At 43.0% G+C, this 16,220-nt stretch carries 13 protein-coding genes; 12 read left to right on the top strand and 1 reads right to left on the bottom strand.

Translation table 11 applies throughout. The features are described 5' to 3' along the window. Window positions 1–243 precede the first annotated feature (243 nt). On the bottom strand, window positions 244–495 hold the full coding sequence (gene rpsT, locus ACUXV2_RS13305; RefSeq protein ID WP_446243670.1) for a 30S ribosomal protein S20: 252 nt from the start codon (window positions 493–495) through the stop codon (window positions 244–246). Between the two features lie 202 nt (window positions 496–697). Between rpsT and gpr the strand changes: the two genes are divergently transcribed. The 12 genes from gpr (at window position 698) to mtaB (ending at window position 15,860) form a co-directional block, all read left to right on the top strand. Continuing rightward, complete coding sequence (gene gpr, locus ACUXV2_RS13300; protein ID WP_446243669.1) at window positions 698–1,849, top strand: GPR endopeptidase; 1,152 nt, start codon at window positions 698–700, stop codon at window positions 1,847–1,849. A gap of 336 nt (window positions 1,850–2,185) precedes the next feature. Next, a complete protein-coding gene (spoIIP, locus tag ACUXV2_RS13295; protein WP_446243668.1) occupies window positions 2,186–3,394 on the top strand; it encodes a stage II sporulation protein P in 1,209 nt (402 codons plus the stop codon). Window positions 3,395–3,411: 17 nt separating this feature from the next. Further along, complete coding sequence (locus tag ACUXV2_RS13290) at window positions 3,412–3,747, top strand: DUF3679 domain-containing protein (RefSeq protein ID WP_446243667.1); 336 nt, start codon at window positions 3,412–3,414, stop codon at window positions 3,745–3,747. A 596-nt stretch (window positions 3,748–4,343) separates the two neighbouring features. Continuing rightward, window positions 4,344–6,176, top strand: coding sequence for a translation elongation factor 4 (gene lepA, locus ACUXV2_RS13285; RefSeq protein ID WP_446243666.1), 1,833 nt, complete (start codon window positions 4,344–4,346; stop codon window positions 6,174–6,176). A gap of 93 nt (window positions 6,177–6,269) precedes the next feature. Continuing rightward, complete coding sequence (gene hemW, locus ACUXV2_RS13280) at window positions 6,270–7,400, top strand: radical SAM family heme chaperone HemW (protein WP_446243665.1); 1,131 nt, start codon at window positions 6,270–6,272, stop codon at window positions 7,398–7,400. Between the two features lie 486 nt (window positions 7,401–7,886). After that, on the top strand, window positions 7,887–8,921 hold the full coding sequence (gene hrcA / locus ACUXV2_RS13275; RefSeq protein ID WP_446243664.1) for a heat-inducible transcriptional repressor HrcA: 1,035 nt from the start codon (window positions 7,887–7,889) through the stop codon (window positions 8,919–8,921). A gap of 97 nt (window positions 8,922–9,018) precedes the next feature. Then, the gene (gene grpE, locus ACUXV2_RS13270) at window positions 9,019–9,576 is read left to right on the top strand and encodes a nucleotide exchange factor GrpE (RefSeq protein WP_446243663.1); all 558 of its coding nucleotides are present in this window, start codon (window positions 9,019–9,021) and stop codon (window positions 9,574–9,576) included. Between the two features lie 35 nt (window positions 9,577–9,611). Next, complete coding sequence (gene dnaK, locus ACUXV2_RS13265) at window positions 9,612–11,441, top strand: molecular chaperone DnaK (protein WP_446243662.1); 1,830 nt, start codon at window positions 9,612–9,614, stop codon at window positions 11,439–11,441. Window positions 11,442–11,599: 158 nt separating this feature from the next. Continuing rightward, window positions 11,600–12,727, top strand: coding sequence for a molecular chaperone DnaJ (gene dnaJ / locus ACUXV2_RS13260; RefSeq protein ID WP_446243661.1), 1,128 nt, complete (start codon window positions 11,600–11,602; stop codon window positions 12,725–12,727). 23 nt (window positions 12,728–12,750) lie between these two features. Continuing rightward, entirely contained in the window at window positions 12,751–13,695 is a 945-nt protein-coding gene (gene prmA, locus ACUXV2_RS13255; RefSeq protein WP_446243660.1) for a 50S ribosomal protein L11 methyltransferase, read from the top strand. Between the two features lie 59 nt (window positions 13,696–13,754). Beyond that, window positions 13,755–14,507: a 16S rRNA (uracil(1498)-N(3))-methyltransferase gene (locus ACUXV2_RS13250; protein ID WP_446243659.1), complete on the top strand. Its 753-nt coding sequence runs from the start codon at window positions 13,755–13,757 to the stop codon at window positions 14,505–14,507. Window positions 14,508–14,513: 6 nt separating this feature from the next. Beyond that, window positions 14,514–15,860, top strand: a complete 1,347-nt coding sequence (mtaB, locus tag ACUXV2_RS13245; protein ID WP_446243658.1) for a tRNA (N(6)-L-threonylcarbamoyladenosine(37)-C(2))-methylthiotransferase MtaB — start codon at window positions 14,514–14,516, stop codon at window positions 15,858–15,860. Window positions 15,861–16,220: the final 360 nt, after the last annotated feature.

Raw genomic sequence — 16,220 nt, 5'->3', positions numbered from 1 at the left:
ACCTCGAGCCTCCAGCCGCCTGAGCTGGACAGAAGAAAAGCGGAGGCCGCTCGTTCAGAGGCGACAAGCATAAGATGAACAACCCGGAAAGGCGCTTTTTGCCATTTTGGGTTGGTTAGCTTATGACCTCGAGCCTCTAGCCGCCTGAGCTGGACAAGAGAAAAGCGAAAGCGCCGGCAATGACACGAATTCACATTGACCGGCTACATAAAAAAACCACTGGAGCACCAGTGGTTTTCTTAATTAGTTTGCTTTTTTCATTAGACGAGATTTTTGACGATCTGCAGCATTTTTGTGGATAAGACCTTTTTGAGCTGCTTTGTCTAATTGACGAATCGCATCGTTTGTTAATTCTTTAACGTTTTCAGCACCGTTAGCAGCTGCAGCTTCTGCTTTCTTCACAGCAGTACGCATAGAAGATTTTACAGTAGCATTTTGAGCGTTGCGCTCGTTGCTTGTTTTAACACGCTTGATAGCAGATTTAATGTTTGGCATTCCTGTCACCTCCTAAAAAAGGATCGAGATTCTATGTGACTCGATTTTAATTCCTAATCTATTAGAACAAATGATATTTTACCAAACGAATGGTGAGATTGCAATACTATGGAGATAAAATAAACTTGTGAATGAAGCCCCGGCTAAAAGGTAAACCTAAAAAATAATCATGAAAGATTCAACGTTTGGAGGGTGACCGAAAATGAAGGACGAAAAGAAATTAAATCAGGAAGAAATAGATTTGAGCGTTTACTCGGTTCGTACGGACCTTGCTGTAGAAGCGAGAGAGATGGTGATATCCGAGAACGGAAAAAAAGATTCCCGGGATGAAGGCGAAGTAACTTCTGAGATAAAGGGCGTTGTCATAAAGGAGAGAGAGGAAGAAGGGGTGAAAATTTCCCTTGTCACCATCACTCCCGAAGGTGAAGAAAATATCGGGAAAAAGGCTGGGAACTATTTGACGATTGAAGCGCATGGGATACGGGAGCAAAATTCAGAACTGCAGCAGCGGGTAGAGTCTGTTTTTGCGAACGAGTTCAGTCAGTTTCTTGAAAGCAACAATATCGGGAAAAATGCCAGCTGTTTAATTGTTGGACTGGGAAATTGGAATGTGACTCCCGATGCGCTCGGCCCTCAGGTATGTGAAAATGTATTAGTCACCCGGCACCTGTTTGAGCTGCAGCCGGAATCCGTCCAGGAAGGGTATCGTCCTGTAAGTGCACTTGTGCCAGGGGTGATGGGACTGACCGGTATTGAAACAAGCGATATCATCTTCGGTGTAGTAGAGAAGTCTAAACCTGACTTCATCATTGCCATCGATGCCCTTGCTTCCCGGTCGATCGAACGTGTCAATTCTACCATCCAGATATCAGATACCGGCATTCACCCGGGATCGGGAGTGGGAAATAAGAGAAAAGGGCTCGATAAAGAAACACTTGGTGTTCCTGTCATCGCCATCGGTGTACCTACTGTGTTGGATGCTGTGACGATTGTCAGCGACACTGTCGACTTCTTATTGAAGCATTTTGGGAAAGAGATGAAGGAAGGAAGTCGTCCATCCCGATCGCTTGCTCCTGCCGGACTGACATTCGGTGAAAGAAAGAAGCTGACCGAAGAAGACCTGCCGGAAGAAAAACATCGTCAAACCTTCATGGGAATTGTGGGTACCCTCGAGGATCAGGAAAAAAGGAAACTGATTCATGAAGTGCTGGCCCCGATCGGCCACAATCTCATGGTTACGCCAAAAGAGGTGGACGTATTCATAGAAGATATGGCCAACTTAGTGGCAAACGGACTGAATGCTGCACTGCATGAGTCTGTCAATCAAGACAATACCGGATTTCAAACAAGATGATGGGCCTTTAATGAAAGCTGCAGGTGAATGTTCCTGCAGCTTTTTTCTATTATGCCTCCAGGATGAAGGAGCACATTCGGCAGATCCCCCCTAATCGTCCGTTCTCTTCCTCACATCGTCACCGAAGCCTTGCCAGGAACCGGACTGCAGTGTTTATTAGAGCGTTTATGTATAAACTACCTTCACTTTCATTCACCGAATAAAAATTACTAGAAAACTTCCTTCCCTATTGTTTATTAATTGTTTTATTTCCTCATAATGACTACTAAATGCAGTTCTACTTTATCTATTAACTGCATAGCTTGTACTAGAGTAGATTTTAGGAAGGGTGAGGAAATGAGATCGTATAAAGCCACTAATTATGTCGTAACGGTAAATATGACGACCATTTTTAAAACGGTCATTATTTTAACGATGGCCATGCTTTCGATCTTTTCCGTAACAGGCATCCTGACCTCGATGAAGCCCGAATATAGAATTACATCAGATTCAATAAACCAAGCGGCTTCCGGTGTGAAGGGGGAAGTGCTTTATAAATTGTTTGCCTTGGAAAACAGGTCATTTAACACGATCTTAACCGGGGAAGAAAAAGAACTTCCGAATATATCATCTCTACTATTCAGTGTAGCGACCAATGTAAGCTTTGACGATCCGAGAAGCTTCCTTGGAAGCGAGCTGCCTGGGTTTTCAATCTTTGATGGAAATATACTGGTGGCTGGAGAAGGCACCGATTTTACGAATATGCCGATTGAATCAGTTCCGCCTCAGGAAGCACTGGATGCTGAAAATGAAGCGCAGTTGAAAAATATAGAGGAAATCAACAAAGGTGATGAGAACCGCGATGCGGGTAAATCTGTCCTGACCACGGGTGATAAGAAGACGGTTCATCTGTACTTTACCCATACCAGGGAATCGTATCTCCCTTATTTGGATGGAGTATCTGACCCCGACTCTGCCATGCACTCCAAGATCAATGTCACAAAAGTCGGCGATATGCTTAAGGCGGACCTGGAACAGCTGGGGATCGGAACGAGTATAGATAAAACGGATGTGATTCAAAAACTGAATGAAAAAGGGCTCGATTATTTTAGTGCTTACCAGGAATCAAGGCCATTGGTTCAGACAGCGATGACAAACAATAAAGACTTACTATATTTGATTGATATCCACAGGGATTCTCAAAGAAAAAACGTCACCACTACGGAGATAAATGGAAAGTCATATGCAAAGCTTGCCTTTGTAGTCGGAGAAGAGCATCCGAATTACGAACAGAACCTGAAGGTTGCTACAGAGCTTCATAAACTCCTTGAGTCCGAATACAAGGGGCTATCCAGGGGAGTCATATCTAAAAAGGGGAGCGGTACAAACGGGAAATTCAATCAGGATCTTTCCGGAAATGCCTTGCTTCTCGAATTTGGCGGGGTGGATAACACATTTGAAGAGCTGCAGCGTTCATCTATCGCTTTTGCTGAAATATTCGCTGATTATTACTGGCAGGCTGAAAAGGTGGATCACCATCTTTCTCCAGAGCCGGTAAGACAGTAGAAAAAGGGTGAATTCGAATGGGTAAATTTATCATTAAATGCTTTGTTCTGATCTGTTTTCTTTTTATAGGGGTTCTGATCGGCATGCAGCATGCCAACCAGGGAATTGTAGAAATGAAGGGTCATGAAAAAGAATCATTCACCTCCCCTGTAGGAGTGAAGCAGAACGAAGAAGGGAATGTCGAAGCAACTTTTCTTGGGAAAGAAGTCGAAAGTCAGACACTGACAGAAAAAAAAGAGAAGCTTGAAGAAATGAAAGCTTTCAATGCGTTTTCCTCAATCGGAAAAGCCCTTGCAGATTTGATAGAAGGAATTACCGGCAAGCTGGTGGAGTTTATTGCATCATTGATTTGAGTTGAAAGGTGTAAGAACAAAAGAATAGAATGGAATTTAAATGGCTCAACAGGTTGAAAAACCTTATCTACCTGTTGAGCCAATAATTTTTTCTGAATCTTTATATAAAAGCTCGTTTCAAAAATAATGAAAGCATATAAGTTTGAACATGGAGGGCGGTTCTCCGTGTGCCTTACTTTTTTGTATCAGTGTAAAAAAATTATCGAAAATAGAGCCGATTCTATAGCAGTTAGATCAAAATTATAAATTAAAAAAGTGATGGTAAGGCGATTAAGAAAAAATTGCAGCTGCTTGAGTTAAAAAAACTTCCATCTATGAGATATATTCATTTTAATTGTGCCGGTTTCAGGATAATTGTTCCAATATGAAATTTATTGTGCCGATCCCAGAATAATTGTACCTATTTTCCATTTAATGTGCCGATTCCGAGATAATTGTGCCACTTGTCGAATTTTCTCATGCCTGTCATTCAGCCGTCCCCACTAATATTTCATTTTACCAGCCCGAGCCTTCCGGTTTAGATTGAATAATATATACTGTACTGCTATAATTCAACATAGTGTACATGTGTGGATATAACAGGAGTTGAACGAAGAATGAACCGTGAAGAAAAATTGAAAAGACAATCGAAAATAAGAAACTTCTCTATCATTGCCCATATAGATCATGGTAAATCGACGCTTGCCGATCGTATTTTGGAGAAAACAAAAGCGTTGACGGCGCGTGAAATGAAAGAGCAATTACTAGATTCAATGGATTTGGAAAGAGAACGCGGAATCACCATTAAATTGAATTCCGTACAGTTGAAATATCAAGCGAAAGATGGCGAAGAATATATCTTTCATCTGATCGATACACCGGGACATGTCGATTTTACATACGAAGTATCCCGGAGCCTCGCCGCTTGTGAAGGGGCGGTACTCGTAGTCGATGCCGCTCAGGGAATCGAAGCCCAGACGCTTGCCAACGTATATCTGGCACTTGATAATGACTTGGAAATACTCCCGGTCATCAATAAGATCGACCTTCCGGCAGCAGACCCTGAACGGGTGCGTCAGGAAGTGGAAGACGTAATCGGACTGGATGCGTCGGAAGCAGTTCTTGCTTCAGCCAAGGCAGGGATTGGAATCGAAGAAATTCTTGAACAGGTCGTTGAAAAGGTTCCTGCACCTCAAGGAGATCCCGATGCCCCGTTAAAAGCTTTGATATTTGATTCCCTATATGATGCATATAGAGGGGTTGTTGCTTATATCCGTGTGATGGAAGGAAGCGTCAAAGTCGGAGACAAGGTCCGTATGATGGCGACAGGGAAAGAGTTTGAAGTAACGGAAGTGGGTGTATTTACACCAAAAGCCACTGGACTTCAAGAACTGACTGTCGGTGATGTCGGGTATTTGACTGCAGCGATCAAGAATGTCGGAGATACCCGTGTGGGGGATACAATCACCCTTGCTAAAAACCCTGCACAAGAAGCGCTGCCTGGATACCGCCGCTTAAATCCAATGGTATATTGCGGTCTGTACCCAATCGATTCAAATCGCTATAACGACCTTAGAGAAGCACTGGAAAAACTTGAATTGAACGACTCTGCTCTTCAATACGAGCCGGAAACTTCCCAGGCACTTGGGTTTGGATTCCGCTGCGGATTCTTGGGGCTGCTTCATATGGAAATCATCCAGGAGCGTATTGAACGTGAATTCAAAATCGACCTGATCACGACTGCACCAAGCGTAATCTATCATGTTCAGCTTACAGATGGGGAAGAAGTGAAGGTTGACAATCCATCTATGATGCCTGATCCGCAAAAAGTGGATTTTGTAGAAGAACCTTACGTCAAAGCGACGGTAATGGTCCCGAACGATTATGTAGGAGCCGTAATGGAGCTTTGCCAAGGTAAACGAGGCAACTTCATTGACATGCAATATATGGATGATACCCGGGTCAATATTGTGTATGAACTCCCGCTGGCTGAGATTGTGTATGATTTCTTTGACCAACTAAAGTCAAGTACAAAAGGATATGCCTCTTTTGATTACGAACTGATTGGCTACAAGGAATCTAAGCTTGTGAAGATGGACATTTTATTGAACTCTGAAAACGTAGATGCTTTGAGCTTCATCGTTCACAGGGATTTTGCATACGAACGCGGGAAACTTATAGTTGAAAAACTGAAGGACCTCATTCCAAGGCAACACTTTGAAGTACCTATTCAAGCAGCAATCGGTCAAAAAATTGTAGCGAGATCTACGATTAAGGCCATGCGAAAGAATGTACTGGCTAAGTGTTACGGCGGTGACATTTCACGAAAACGTAAACTTCTTGAAAAGCAAAAAGAAGGTAAAAAGCGAATGAAATCAGTCGGTTCCGTTGAAGTTCCGCAGGAAGCATTCATGGCCGTCCTGAAGATGGACGATTCCGAAAAGAAATAATTTTTTTATGGATAAAGGGGGAAAGAGACTTGTGGCTCACAAGTTCTGCTTACCCCCTTTTCTCTATGATTGCCGTAAAAGGAGGGAAAAGACATGGCGAAATCAGCTTACATCCATATACCGTTTTGTGAACATATTTGCCACTATTGCGATTTCAATAAAGTATTCATGCAGGGACAGCCGGTAGATGAATATCTTGAATTGCTGGGACGGGAAATGAAGCAGCGGGTAAATAAAAATAATCATTTGGACACGATTTTCGTTGGCGGCGGTACCCCTACCGCCCTGAGTGCCAAACAATTGGATAAGTTGTGCAGGGAAATTAAGGATAATCTGCCGTTTTCTCAAGGGGAGTTCACATTTGAGGCGAACCCGGGGGATTTAACGGAAGACAAACTCAGAGTTTTGAAAGAACATGGAGTTAATCGATTAAGCTTCGGTGTCCAGTCGTTCAATGATGAACTGCTGAAGGGAATCGGCAGAAGCCACAAGAGTAAGGACGTGTATTCCTCAGTGGAAGCGGCTCAGAAAGTCGGTTTTACAAACATCAGCATTGATTTGATTTACAGCCTTCCCAAGCAGACCGAAGAAGACTTCAGGGACACACTTACAAAGGCTCTTGAACTTGGGCTCCCTCACTATTCAGCATACTCGCTCATCGTAGAGCCGAAGACCGTCTTTTATAACCTGATGCGTAAGGGCAAATTATCTCTCCCATCACAGGAACAGGAAGCGGCTATGTATGAAGTATTGATTGAAACGATGGAGAAATACGGCATCAACCAATATGAAATCAGTAATTTTGCCAAAGAAGGCTATGAAAGCAAACACAATCTGGTCTACTGGGACAACAATGAATATTATGGTTTAGGTGCAGGTGCACACGGATATATAAACGGAGTACGCTATTCAAACTTCGGTCCTTTGAAAAAATATATGGAACCCATCTCAGTAGGGGATCTGCCAACAATCCAGGAACATAAAGTAACCAGAGAAGAAATGATGGAAGAAGAAATGTTCCTCGGCCTCCGAAAAGTAGAAGGAGTCAGTAAAAATGCTTTCTCCGAAAAATTCGGCTGCTCAATCGAATCTGTCTTTCAATCATCACTAGAAGAAATGCAGAACCGGAAACTGCTTCTGGTTGACGATGAACGTGTCGCTTTAACAAAGCAGGGACGTTTCCTGGGTAATGAAGTTTTTCAATCTTTCCTGGGGGTAATCTAGGGTGTGCTGAATTTGAATTGAAAGTTATCAATCAAGAAAGTTTAACTAAGACTTGAAAGTCATTATGGTTATTAACCGGTTCCAGCGGTTGATTGGAGTGCAAGACGTAGACTCCTGCGGGAAGAGTAGCTTATGTGAGACCTGTCCAGCTCTGGGGCTTAGAGGCACATGTCATAAGTCAAATCGGCCAAGAAGGCAAAAAACGCCTTCGTGGCCGATTCGCCTTATGCCAACCGCCTCTGAGCAAAGCCCCTCCGCTTTTCTTCCCGCAGGCGAAGCCGAGGAGGCTCACGGGCTACCCGCGGAAAGCGGAGTCTTGCACGGAAATCAACTGCGGCAATTAATCTGCCTGATGTGGAATAGCACACTGTAATTAAGAGACTAATTAAACAAAATCTAATATATTGACATCCCCAATCTGATTTGATAATTTATTAATTAGATTTAGCACTCATCTAATTAGAGTGCTAACAGAGGTGATGAATGTTGTTAACAGATCGACAACTTCTAATTCTTCAAGTCATCATTGATGATTTTATCCTATCGGCTCAGCCTGTCGGCTCAAGGAGCTTGTCAAAAAAGGATGAGATTTCATTCAGTTCTGCTACCATCCGGAATGAAATGGCGGATCTGGAGGAGCTGGGGTTCATTGAAAAGACCCATACTTCTTCAGGAAGGGTCCCTTCTGAAAAAGGATATCGCTATTATGTGGATCATTTGCTTTCTCCTCAGAAATTGCAGAAGAAAGATATGCATGCACTGCGGTCTATCTTTTCAGAAAGAATATATGAATTGGAGAAAGTCGTACAGAGGTCGGCTAAGATCCTTTCTGAGCTGACGAACTATACTACCATCGTATTGGGACCTGAATTGAAGGAAAACAAACTGAAGAAAATCCAGCTTGTCCCACTGAATAAGGATACTGCCATTGCCATCATCGTAACGGATAATGGACATGTAGAAAATAAATTGTTCCATATTCCGCCGACGATGGATGCTGCCGAACTTGAAAAACTCGTTCATATCCTGAACGACCGTTTAACAGGAGTACCAATACACGAATTAAACGATAAAATCTTTAAAGAAGTGGCCATTCTGTTAAAAGAACACATCCAGAACTATGATTTTATCCTGCATTCGATTACGGACTCCATCAACTCAACCGTTACCGACAAGTTGTTCTTTGGCGGCAAGACAAATATGCTGAATCAACCCGAGTTCAATGACGTGCATAAAGTGCGGATGCTGCTTGAAATGATCGAGCAGGAAGAGAGCATCTATAATCTCATCCGGCCATCGGCATCCGGATTGAACATTAAAATCGGGAAAGAAAATAATCATCTTGCTATGGAGAATTGCAGTCTCATAACCGCAACTTATTCTATAGGTAAAGAGCAATTAGGTTCCATTGCAATCATCGGACCGACCCGAATGGAATATTCGAGGGTTGTAAGTTTACTTGATTTCTTTTCAAACGATATGTCCCAGGTCTTGACGAAGCTGTATCAAAGCAATGATTAGTGGACATATTGTATAAAGGATTAACAGGCCCGGAACCACTGGATTCCGCGCCTTTGTTACGGAAAAATGCTTCATGTATTTTAAGGAGGTGAACGTGATGTCTGAAGAAACAAAGAATGGGCAGGAAGAACAAGCGAAGGCTGACAACGAAGAAGTTGTTGAGGAAGTATTCGCCGAAGAGCCTCAGGAATCTGAGGAACAAGAATCAGATGAGCTTTCACAACTACAGGAAAAGCTTGATGAATCTGAAAATCGTTATCTTCGATTAAGAGCAGACTTTGATAATTTCCGCCGCCGCATGAATGCAGAAAGCGAAGCGAAGGAAAAATATCGTGCTCAATCTCTTATCACTGAACTTTTACCGGCACTGGATAATTTTGAACGTGCCTTAAATATAGAAGTTGATAATGATCAAACGAAAACACTGCTTCAAGGAATGGAAATGGTTCACAGAAGCCTGATCGAAGCATTGAAGAAGGAAGGCGTTGAACCGATTGAAGCTGTAGGTCAGGAATTTGATCCGCATCTTCATCAGGCTGTAATGCAGACGGAAGATGAAAACTACGGCAGCAATATCGTCGTGGAAGAGTTCCAAAAAGGTTACAAGCTTAAGGACAGAGTAATCCGTCCATCCATGGTAAAAGTAAACCAATAATAGACATTACATATTTATAGGGAGGTATAATGACGATGAGTAAAATTATCGGTATTGACTTAGGAACAACAAACTCTTGTGTATCTGTTCTTGAGGGCGGAGAACCAAAAGTAATTGCAAATGCGGAAGGTAACCGTACGACTCCTTCAGTCGTTGCATTTAAAAATGGTGAAAAGCAAGTAGGGGAAGTTGCGAAACGTCAAGCAATTACGAACCCGAACACAATCATTTCAGTGAAGCGCCACATGGGAACAGATCACAAAGTGGAAGCTGAAGGTAAAGAATATACACCACAGGAAATCTCAGCAATGATTCTTCAGCACTTAAAGTCATATGCAGAAGACTATCTTGGCGAAAAAGTCGAAAAAGCGGTCATCACAGTACCTGCTTACTTCAATGATGCTGAACGTCAAGCAACAAAAGACGCTGGTAAAATTGCCGGTCTTGAAGTTGAACGTATCATCAACGAACCTACTGCTGCTGCACTTGCATACGGTTTGGATAAAATGGATGAAGATCAAACGATCCTTGTCTATGACCTTGGTGGCGGTACATTTGACGTATCCATCCTTGAACTTGGCGACGGTGTATTCGAAGTACGCTCAACTGCCGGTGACAACCGTCTTGGTGGAGATGACTTCGACCAAGTGATCATCGACCACCTGGTAGCTGAATTCAAGAAAGAAAACGGCATTGACCTGTCCAAAGACAAAATGGCTCTTCAACGCCTTAAAGACGCTGCAGAGAAAGCGAAGAAAGATCTTTCAGGTGTTACTTCAACACAAATCTCACTTCCTTTCATCACAGCTGGTGAAGCAGGTCCTCTTCACTTGGAAGTGAACTTGACAAGAGCTAAATTTGAAGAACTTTCTTCTGATCTTGTAGAACGCACAATGGGACCAACTCGCCAAGCTATGAAAGATGCAGGTCTTTCTGCAAGCGAAATCGATAAAATCATCCTTGTTGGTGGTTCGACTCGTATCCCGGCAGTTCAAGAAGCGATCAGAAAAGAAACTGGTAAAGAACCTTCTAAAGGTGTGAACCCTGACGAAGTTGTAGCGATGGGTGCTGCAATCCAAGGTGGAGTTCTTACTGGAGACGTTAAAGACGTTGTATTACTTGACGTTACACCACTTTCTCTTGGTATTGAAACAATGGGCGGTGTATCAACGAAGCTGATTGAGCGAAATACAACGATCCCGACATCTAAATCACAGGTATTCTCAACTGCCGCTGACAATCAGACTGCTGTTGATATCCATGTACTTCAAGGTGAGCGTCCGATGGCAGCAGATAACAAAACGCTGGGCCGTTTCCAATTATCTGATATCCCGCCTGCACCACGCGGAGTACCTCAAATCGAAGTTAAATTCGATATTGATAAAAACGGTATCGTCAATGTAAGTGCGAAAGACCTTGGAACAGGTAAAGAGCAAAACATTACCATCAAATCTTCTACAGGACTTTCTGAAGATGAAGTAGAACGCATGGTGAAAGAAGCGGAAGAAAACGCAGAAGCTGATAAACAGCGCAAGGAAGAAGTTGAACTTCGCAACGAAGCGGACCAACTGGTATTCCAAACGGAGAAAACACTTAAAGACCTTGAAGGCAAAGTCGACGAAGCAGAAGTGAAAAAAGCGGAAGATGCGAAAGCAGAACTTAAAGAAGCGATCGAAAAAGATGATCTTGATCTTATCCGTGAAAAGAAAGATGCACTTCAGGAAATCGTTCAAGCATTGACAATGAAGCTTTATGAGCAAGCTCAGGCAGAAGCACAGGCTGCTCAAGGTGAAGAAGGTCAAGCGAAGCAAGACGATGATGTTGTTGACGCTGAATACGAAGAAGTAAACGACGATAAGAAATAAGTGTAACGAAAGCAAAAAGTCAAAGTCAGGACGGTTCTTGGCTTTGGCTTTTTCTATGAGTATGTATATTTCATAACGTTTCTATTGTTTTTATTGATAATCAATGGAGCTCAATGTTAAAATAACCTTTATGCAAATGATTCGGGAGTGGTGTTTTTATGAGTAAACGGGACTATTATGAAGTTCTGGGTGTCGGAAAAGGCGCCTCAAAAGATGAAATAAAAAAAGCATACCGCAAACTCTCAAAAAAATATCATCCGGATATTAATAAAGAGGCGGATGCAGACCAAAAATTCAAAGAATTATCTGAAGCATATGAAGTGTTGAGTGATGAACAAAAGCGTGCTCAATATGATCGCTTCGGTCACACAGATCCAAACCAGGGCTTCGGCGGCGGTTCCGACTTTGGAGGCGGCGGTTTCGGAGGCTTTGAAGATATTTTCAATACATTCTTCGGTGGCGGCGGAGGCCGTAGAAGAGACCCGAACGCACCTAGACAAGGGGCTGATCTTCAGTATACGATGTCTCTAAAATTCGAAGAGGCCGTGTTCGGAAAAGATACCGAGATCGAAATACCGAAAGAAGAAGAGTGCGACACATGCCACGGTTCAGGTGCGAAACCTGGAACGAAGGTCAGCACATGTTCACATTGTAATGGATCGGGTCAATTGAATGTTGAACAGAATACTCCGTTCGGCCGCATTGTCAATAGACGTGTGTGTCATTACTGTAATGGTACGGGTAAAGAGATCAAAGAAAAGTGTTCTACATGCGGCGGAGCTGGTAAAGTTCAGAAACGCAGAAAAATCAATGTGAAAATCCCGGCAGGAATTGATGATGGACAGCAGCTTCGAGTGACGGGGCAAGGAGAGCCCGGAGTGAATGGTGGTCCTCCAGGAGACCTCTATGTCGTCTTCCATGTGCGTTCACATGATTTCTTTGAGCGGAACGGTGATGACATCTACTGTGAAATGCCTGTCACTTTTGCACAAGCGGCTCTGGGGGATGAAATTGAAGTCCCTACATTGCATGGCAAGGTCAAACTGAAGGTGCCGGCTGGAACACAGACAGGTACCAGGTTCAGACTGAAAGGCAAGGGAGTGCCTAATGTACGAGGGTATGGCACTGGAGACCAGCATGTACAAGTGAAAGTTGTCACACCTACAAAATTAACGGAAAAACAAAAGCAGCTTTTAAGAGAATTTGCTGATATCAGCGGACAGGTGCCGGATGAACAGCACGAAAGCTTTTTTGACAAAGTAAAAAAAGCCTTTAAAGGCGAATAACTCAGAACGGAGTTGGTAGATCAATGAAATGGTCAGAAATCAGTATCCTTACTACAAATGAAGCAATTGAACCAGTCTCACATATCCTGCATGAATCAGGGGCAAGCGGAGTCGTCATCGAAGACCCGTTTGACCTGATTAAAGAAAGAGAGGATATGTTTGGGGAGATCTACCAACTCAATCCTGAGGATTATCCAAGTGAAGGTGTATTGGTGAAAGCCTATTTGCCCGTGAACAGTTTTCTTGGTGAAACAGTGGAAGAAATCAAGCAGGGTATCACGAATCTCGTAACGTATGATATTGATATTGGTCAAAACAAAGTGGAAATATCAGAAGTGAATGAAGAGGAGTGGGCAACTGCCTGGAAGAAATACTACCACCCGGTTAAGATTTCCGATAAATTCACGATTGTGCCGACATGGGAGGATTATTCCCCTGTGCACAGCGATGAATTGATTATCGAACTTGATCCGGGAATGGCCTTTGGTACAGGCACACATCCGACTACTGTCATGTGCATCCAGGCACTTGAGCGCATCGTGAAGCCGGAAGACTCTGTGATAGATGTTGGTACGGGTTCAGGCGTATTATCGATTGCTGCTGCACTACTGTCTGCTTCAGAAGTAAAAGCATATGATCTGGACGAGGTTGCTGTCAGATCAGCCCGATTAAATGTGAAGCTGAATAAAGTGCAGAACAGTGTAAAAGTTGATCAAAATAATCTCTTGAATGGCATAACCGGGCAGTCTGATGTAATTGTGGCGAATATATTAGCTGAAATCATCCTCCGATTTACAGAGGACGCGTATGAACTTGTGAAGCCGGGCGGATATTTCATCACATCCGGAATCATTCAGCCTAAGAAACAGCAGGTCAAGGATTCATTGGAAGCAGCAGGATTCTTGATTGAAGAAGTAATGGTAATGGAAGACTGGGTTGCCATTATAGCAAAAAAGCCTTTAGAGTAGGCCCTTTTACCCTTTTAGAAAAAACGCATAGCAAGGAATAAACGTTGGAGTGAAGCAGTATGCAGCGATATTTTATTAACGATCGATACACTGAAGATGTGCCGGTTGTGATTACAGGCGAAGATTATCATCATATCGTACGTGTCATGAGGATGAAAGAAGATGACCGCATCTTTGTCGTCTTCCCTGATCATTCCTCGGCTGTTGCCCGTATTGAAACGATTTCCAGTGACTATCTCGAAGTCAGAGTAGTAGAATGGGAAACAGAGACGAAAGAGCTTCCTGTCAAGGTGGCTATTGCGAGCGGGCTGCCGAAAGGGGATAAATTGGAGTTAATCTTCCAAAAGGGTACGGAGCTTGGAGCGGATCAATTTATCCCTTTTAACGCGGATCGCTCCATCGTGAAATGGGATGAGAAAAAAGCGAAAAAGAAACTTGATCGCTGGGAAAAAATCGTGAAGGAAGCAGCAGAACAGTCTCACAGAAATATTGTTCCTGCTGTATCCCCGCCTGTTTCATTTAAACAATTACTGACACTGAGTAAACAATTTGACTATACACTTGTGGCTTATGAAGAAGAGGCAAGGTCAGGAGAAAAAGGAAACCTCTCTAAAGCGTTGAGTTCTGCCGAAGATGGACAGAGTATCCTGGTTGTATTCGGCCCGGAAGGCGGCCTGACTGAAAAAGAAATAGATCTTTGCAGGAATGAAGGCTTCTTAGTGTGCGGGCTCGGTCCCAGAATATTACGGACCGAAACAGCCCCGTTGTATGTCCTTTCAGCCATAAGCTATCAATTAGAATTAATGAGGTGATTAAGAATGCCATCAGTAGCGTTTCACACATTGGGTTGTAAAGTGAACCACTATGAAACCGAAGCCATTTGGCAATTATTTAAAGAAGATGGATATGAACGTGTCGACTATGATTCAATAGCTGATGTTTATGTCATCAATACATGTACTGTAACGAATACGGGAGACAAGAAAAGCAGACAGGTCATCCGCCGGGCGATAAGAAAAAATCCGGACGGCGTCATCTGTGTCACCGGCTGTTATGCACAGACATCCCCAGGTGAAATCATGGCGATCCCTGGCGTGGACGTCGTGGTTGGTACACAGGATCGCCGCAAGATGTTGACGTATATCGAGGAATACAAACAAGAGCGCCAACCTATCAATGGCGTAACAAATATCATGAAGAACCGTGTATATGAAGAACTGGATGTACCTGCTTTTACGGATCGTACACGTGCTTCCTTGAAGATCCAGGAAGGCTGCAATAATTTCTGTACATTCTGTATCATCCCTTGGGCCCGCGGTTTGATGAGATCACGCGACCCTGAAGAAGTGGTGAAACAGGCACAGCAGCTTGTTGATGCAGGCTACAAGGAAATCGTCCTGACTGGAATTCATACTGGCGGATATGGAGAAGACATGAAAGATTATAACCTTGCTATGCTTCTTCGCGACCTGGAGCAAAACGTAAAAGGATTAAAGCGGATCCGAATTTCGTCCATTGAAGCAAGTCAATTAACAGATGAAGTAATTGAAGTGATCGATCAATCGAATATCGTGGTCCGTCACCTTCACGTACCTCTGCAATCAGGCTCAAATACTGTCCTGAAGAGAATGCGCAGAAAGTACACGATGGAATTCTTTGCGGAAAGACTGGAGAAGCTTAAAAAAGCACTGCCGGGCTTGGCAGTCACTTCGGATGTAATCGTCGGGTTCCCCGGTGAAACCGAAGAAGAGTTCATGGAGACATATAACTTCATAAAAGAACATAAGTTTTCAGAGCTTCATGTATTCCCGTATTCCAAACGTACCGGTACGCCGGCTGCACGCATGGACGATCAGATTGATGAAGATGTAAAAAACGAACGTGTTCACCGCCTGATTGAATTATCCAATCAACTGGCAAAAGAATACGCTTCAGGATTTGAGGATGAAGTGCTTGAAATCATCCCTGAAGAAGTACATGATGATGGCCGCTATGTCGGTTATACGGATAATTACTTGAAAGTTGTCTTCCCTGCTACAGAGGAAATGGTTGGTCAGCTTGTAAGAGTGAAGATTACCAAAGCAGGCTATCCGCTGAATGAAGGCCAGTTCGTCCGTGTTTTGGAAGAGCAGAATGAAAGTAATGGCGAAAAAGCCGTGATATAATTTTTTCATACAGAATTCTTTCAAGAGCCGAGAGCTTTTGGAGGGATTCTGTTTTTTAGCATTTTTAAGGAGAAATTTATTATTTTTGTTGCTTCAGTGGAATGAAGAGGGATTTTTGAGAGGAGATCATCGTGTATGATCCATTTCTAAGATTTACGCTCCAAATTCTAAATTCATGATCTGATGAGAATGAATCTAAAAAGCAGAAGACAATTAGAGGTATAGTTACCGATACTTGAAAAAATTAGAATGAAAATGACAAACAACCCGGCTAACTAAAAAATAACTATTGCTAAGTAAGAAATTAGGTTGTAAACTAGAAATGTCCATATTAAAGTATGTATTCTTTTTTTTTAGCTA

Source organism: Rossellomorea sp. NS-SX7 (assembly GCF_052828565.1).
This window is presented reverse-complemented; position numbering and strand designations above follow the sequence as displayed.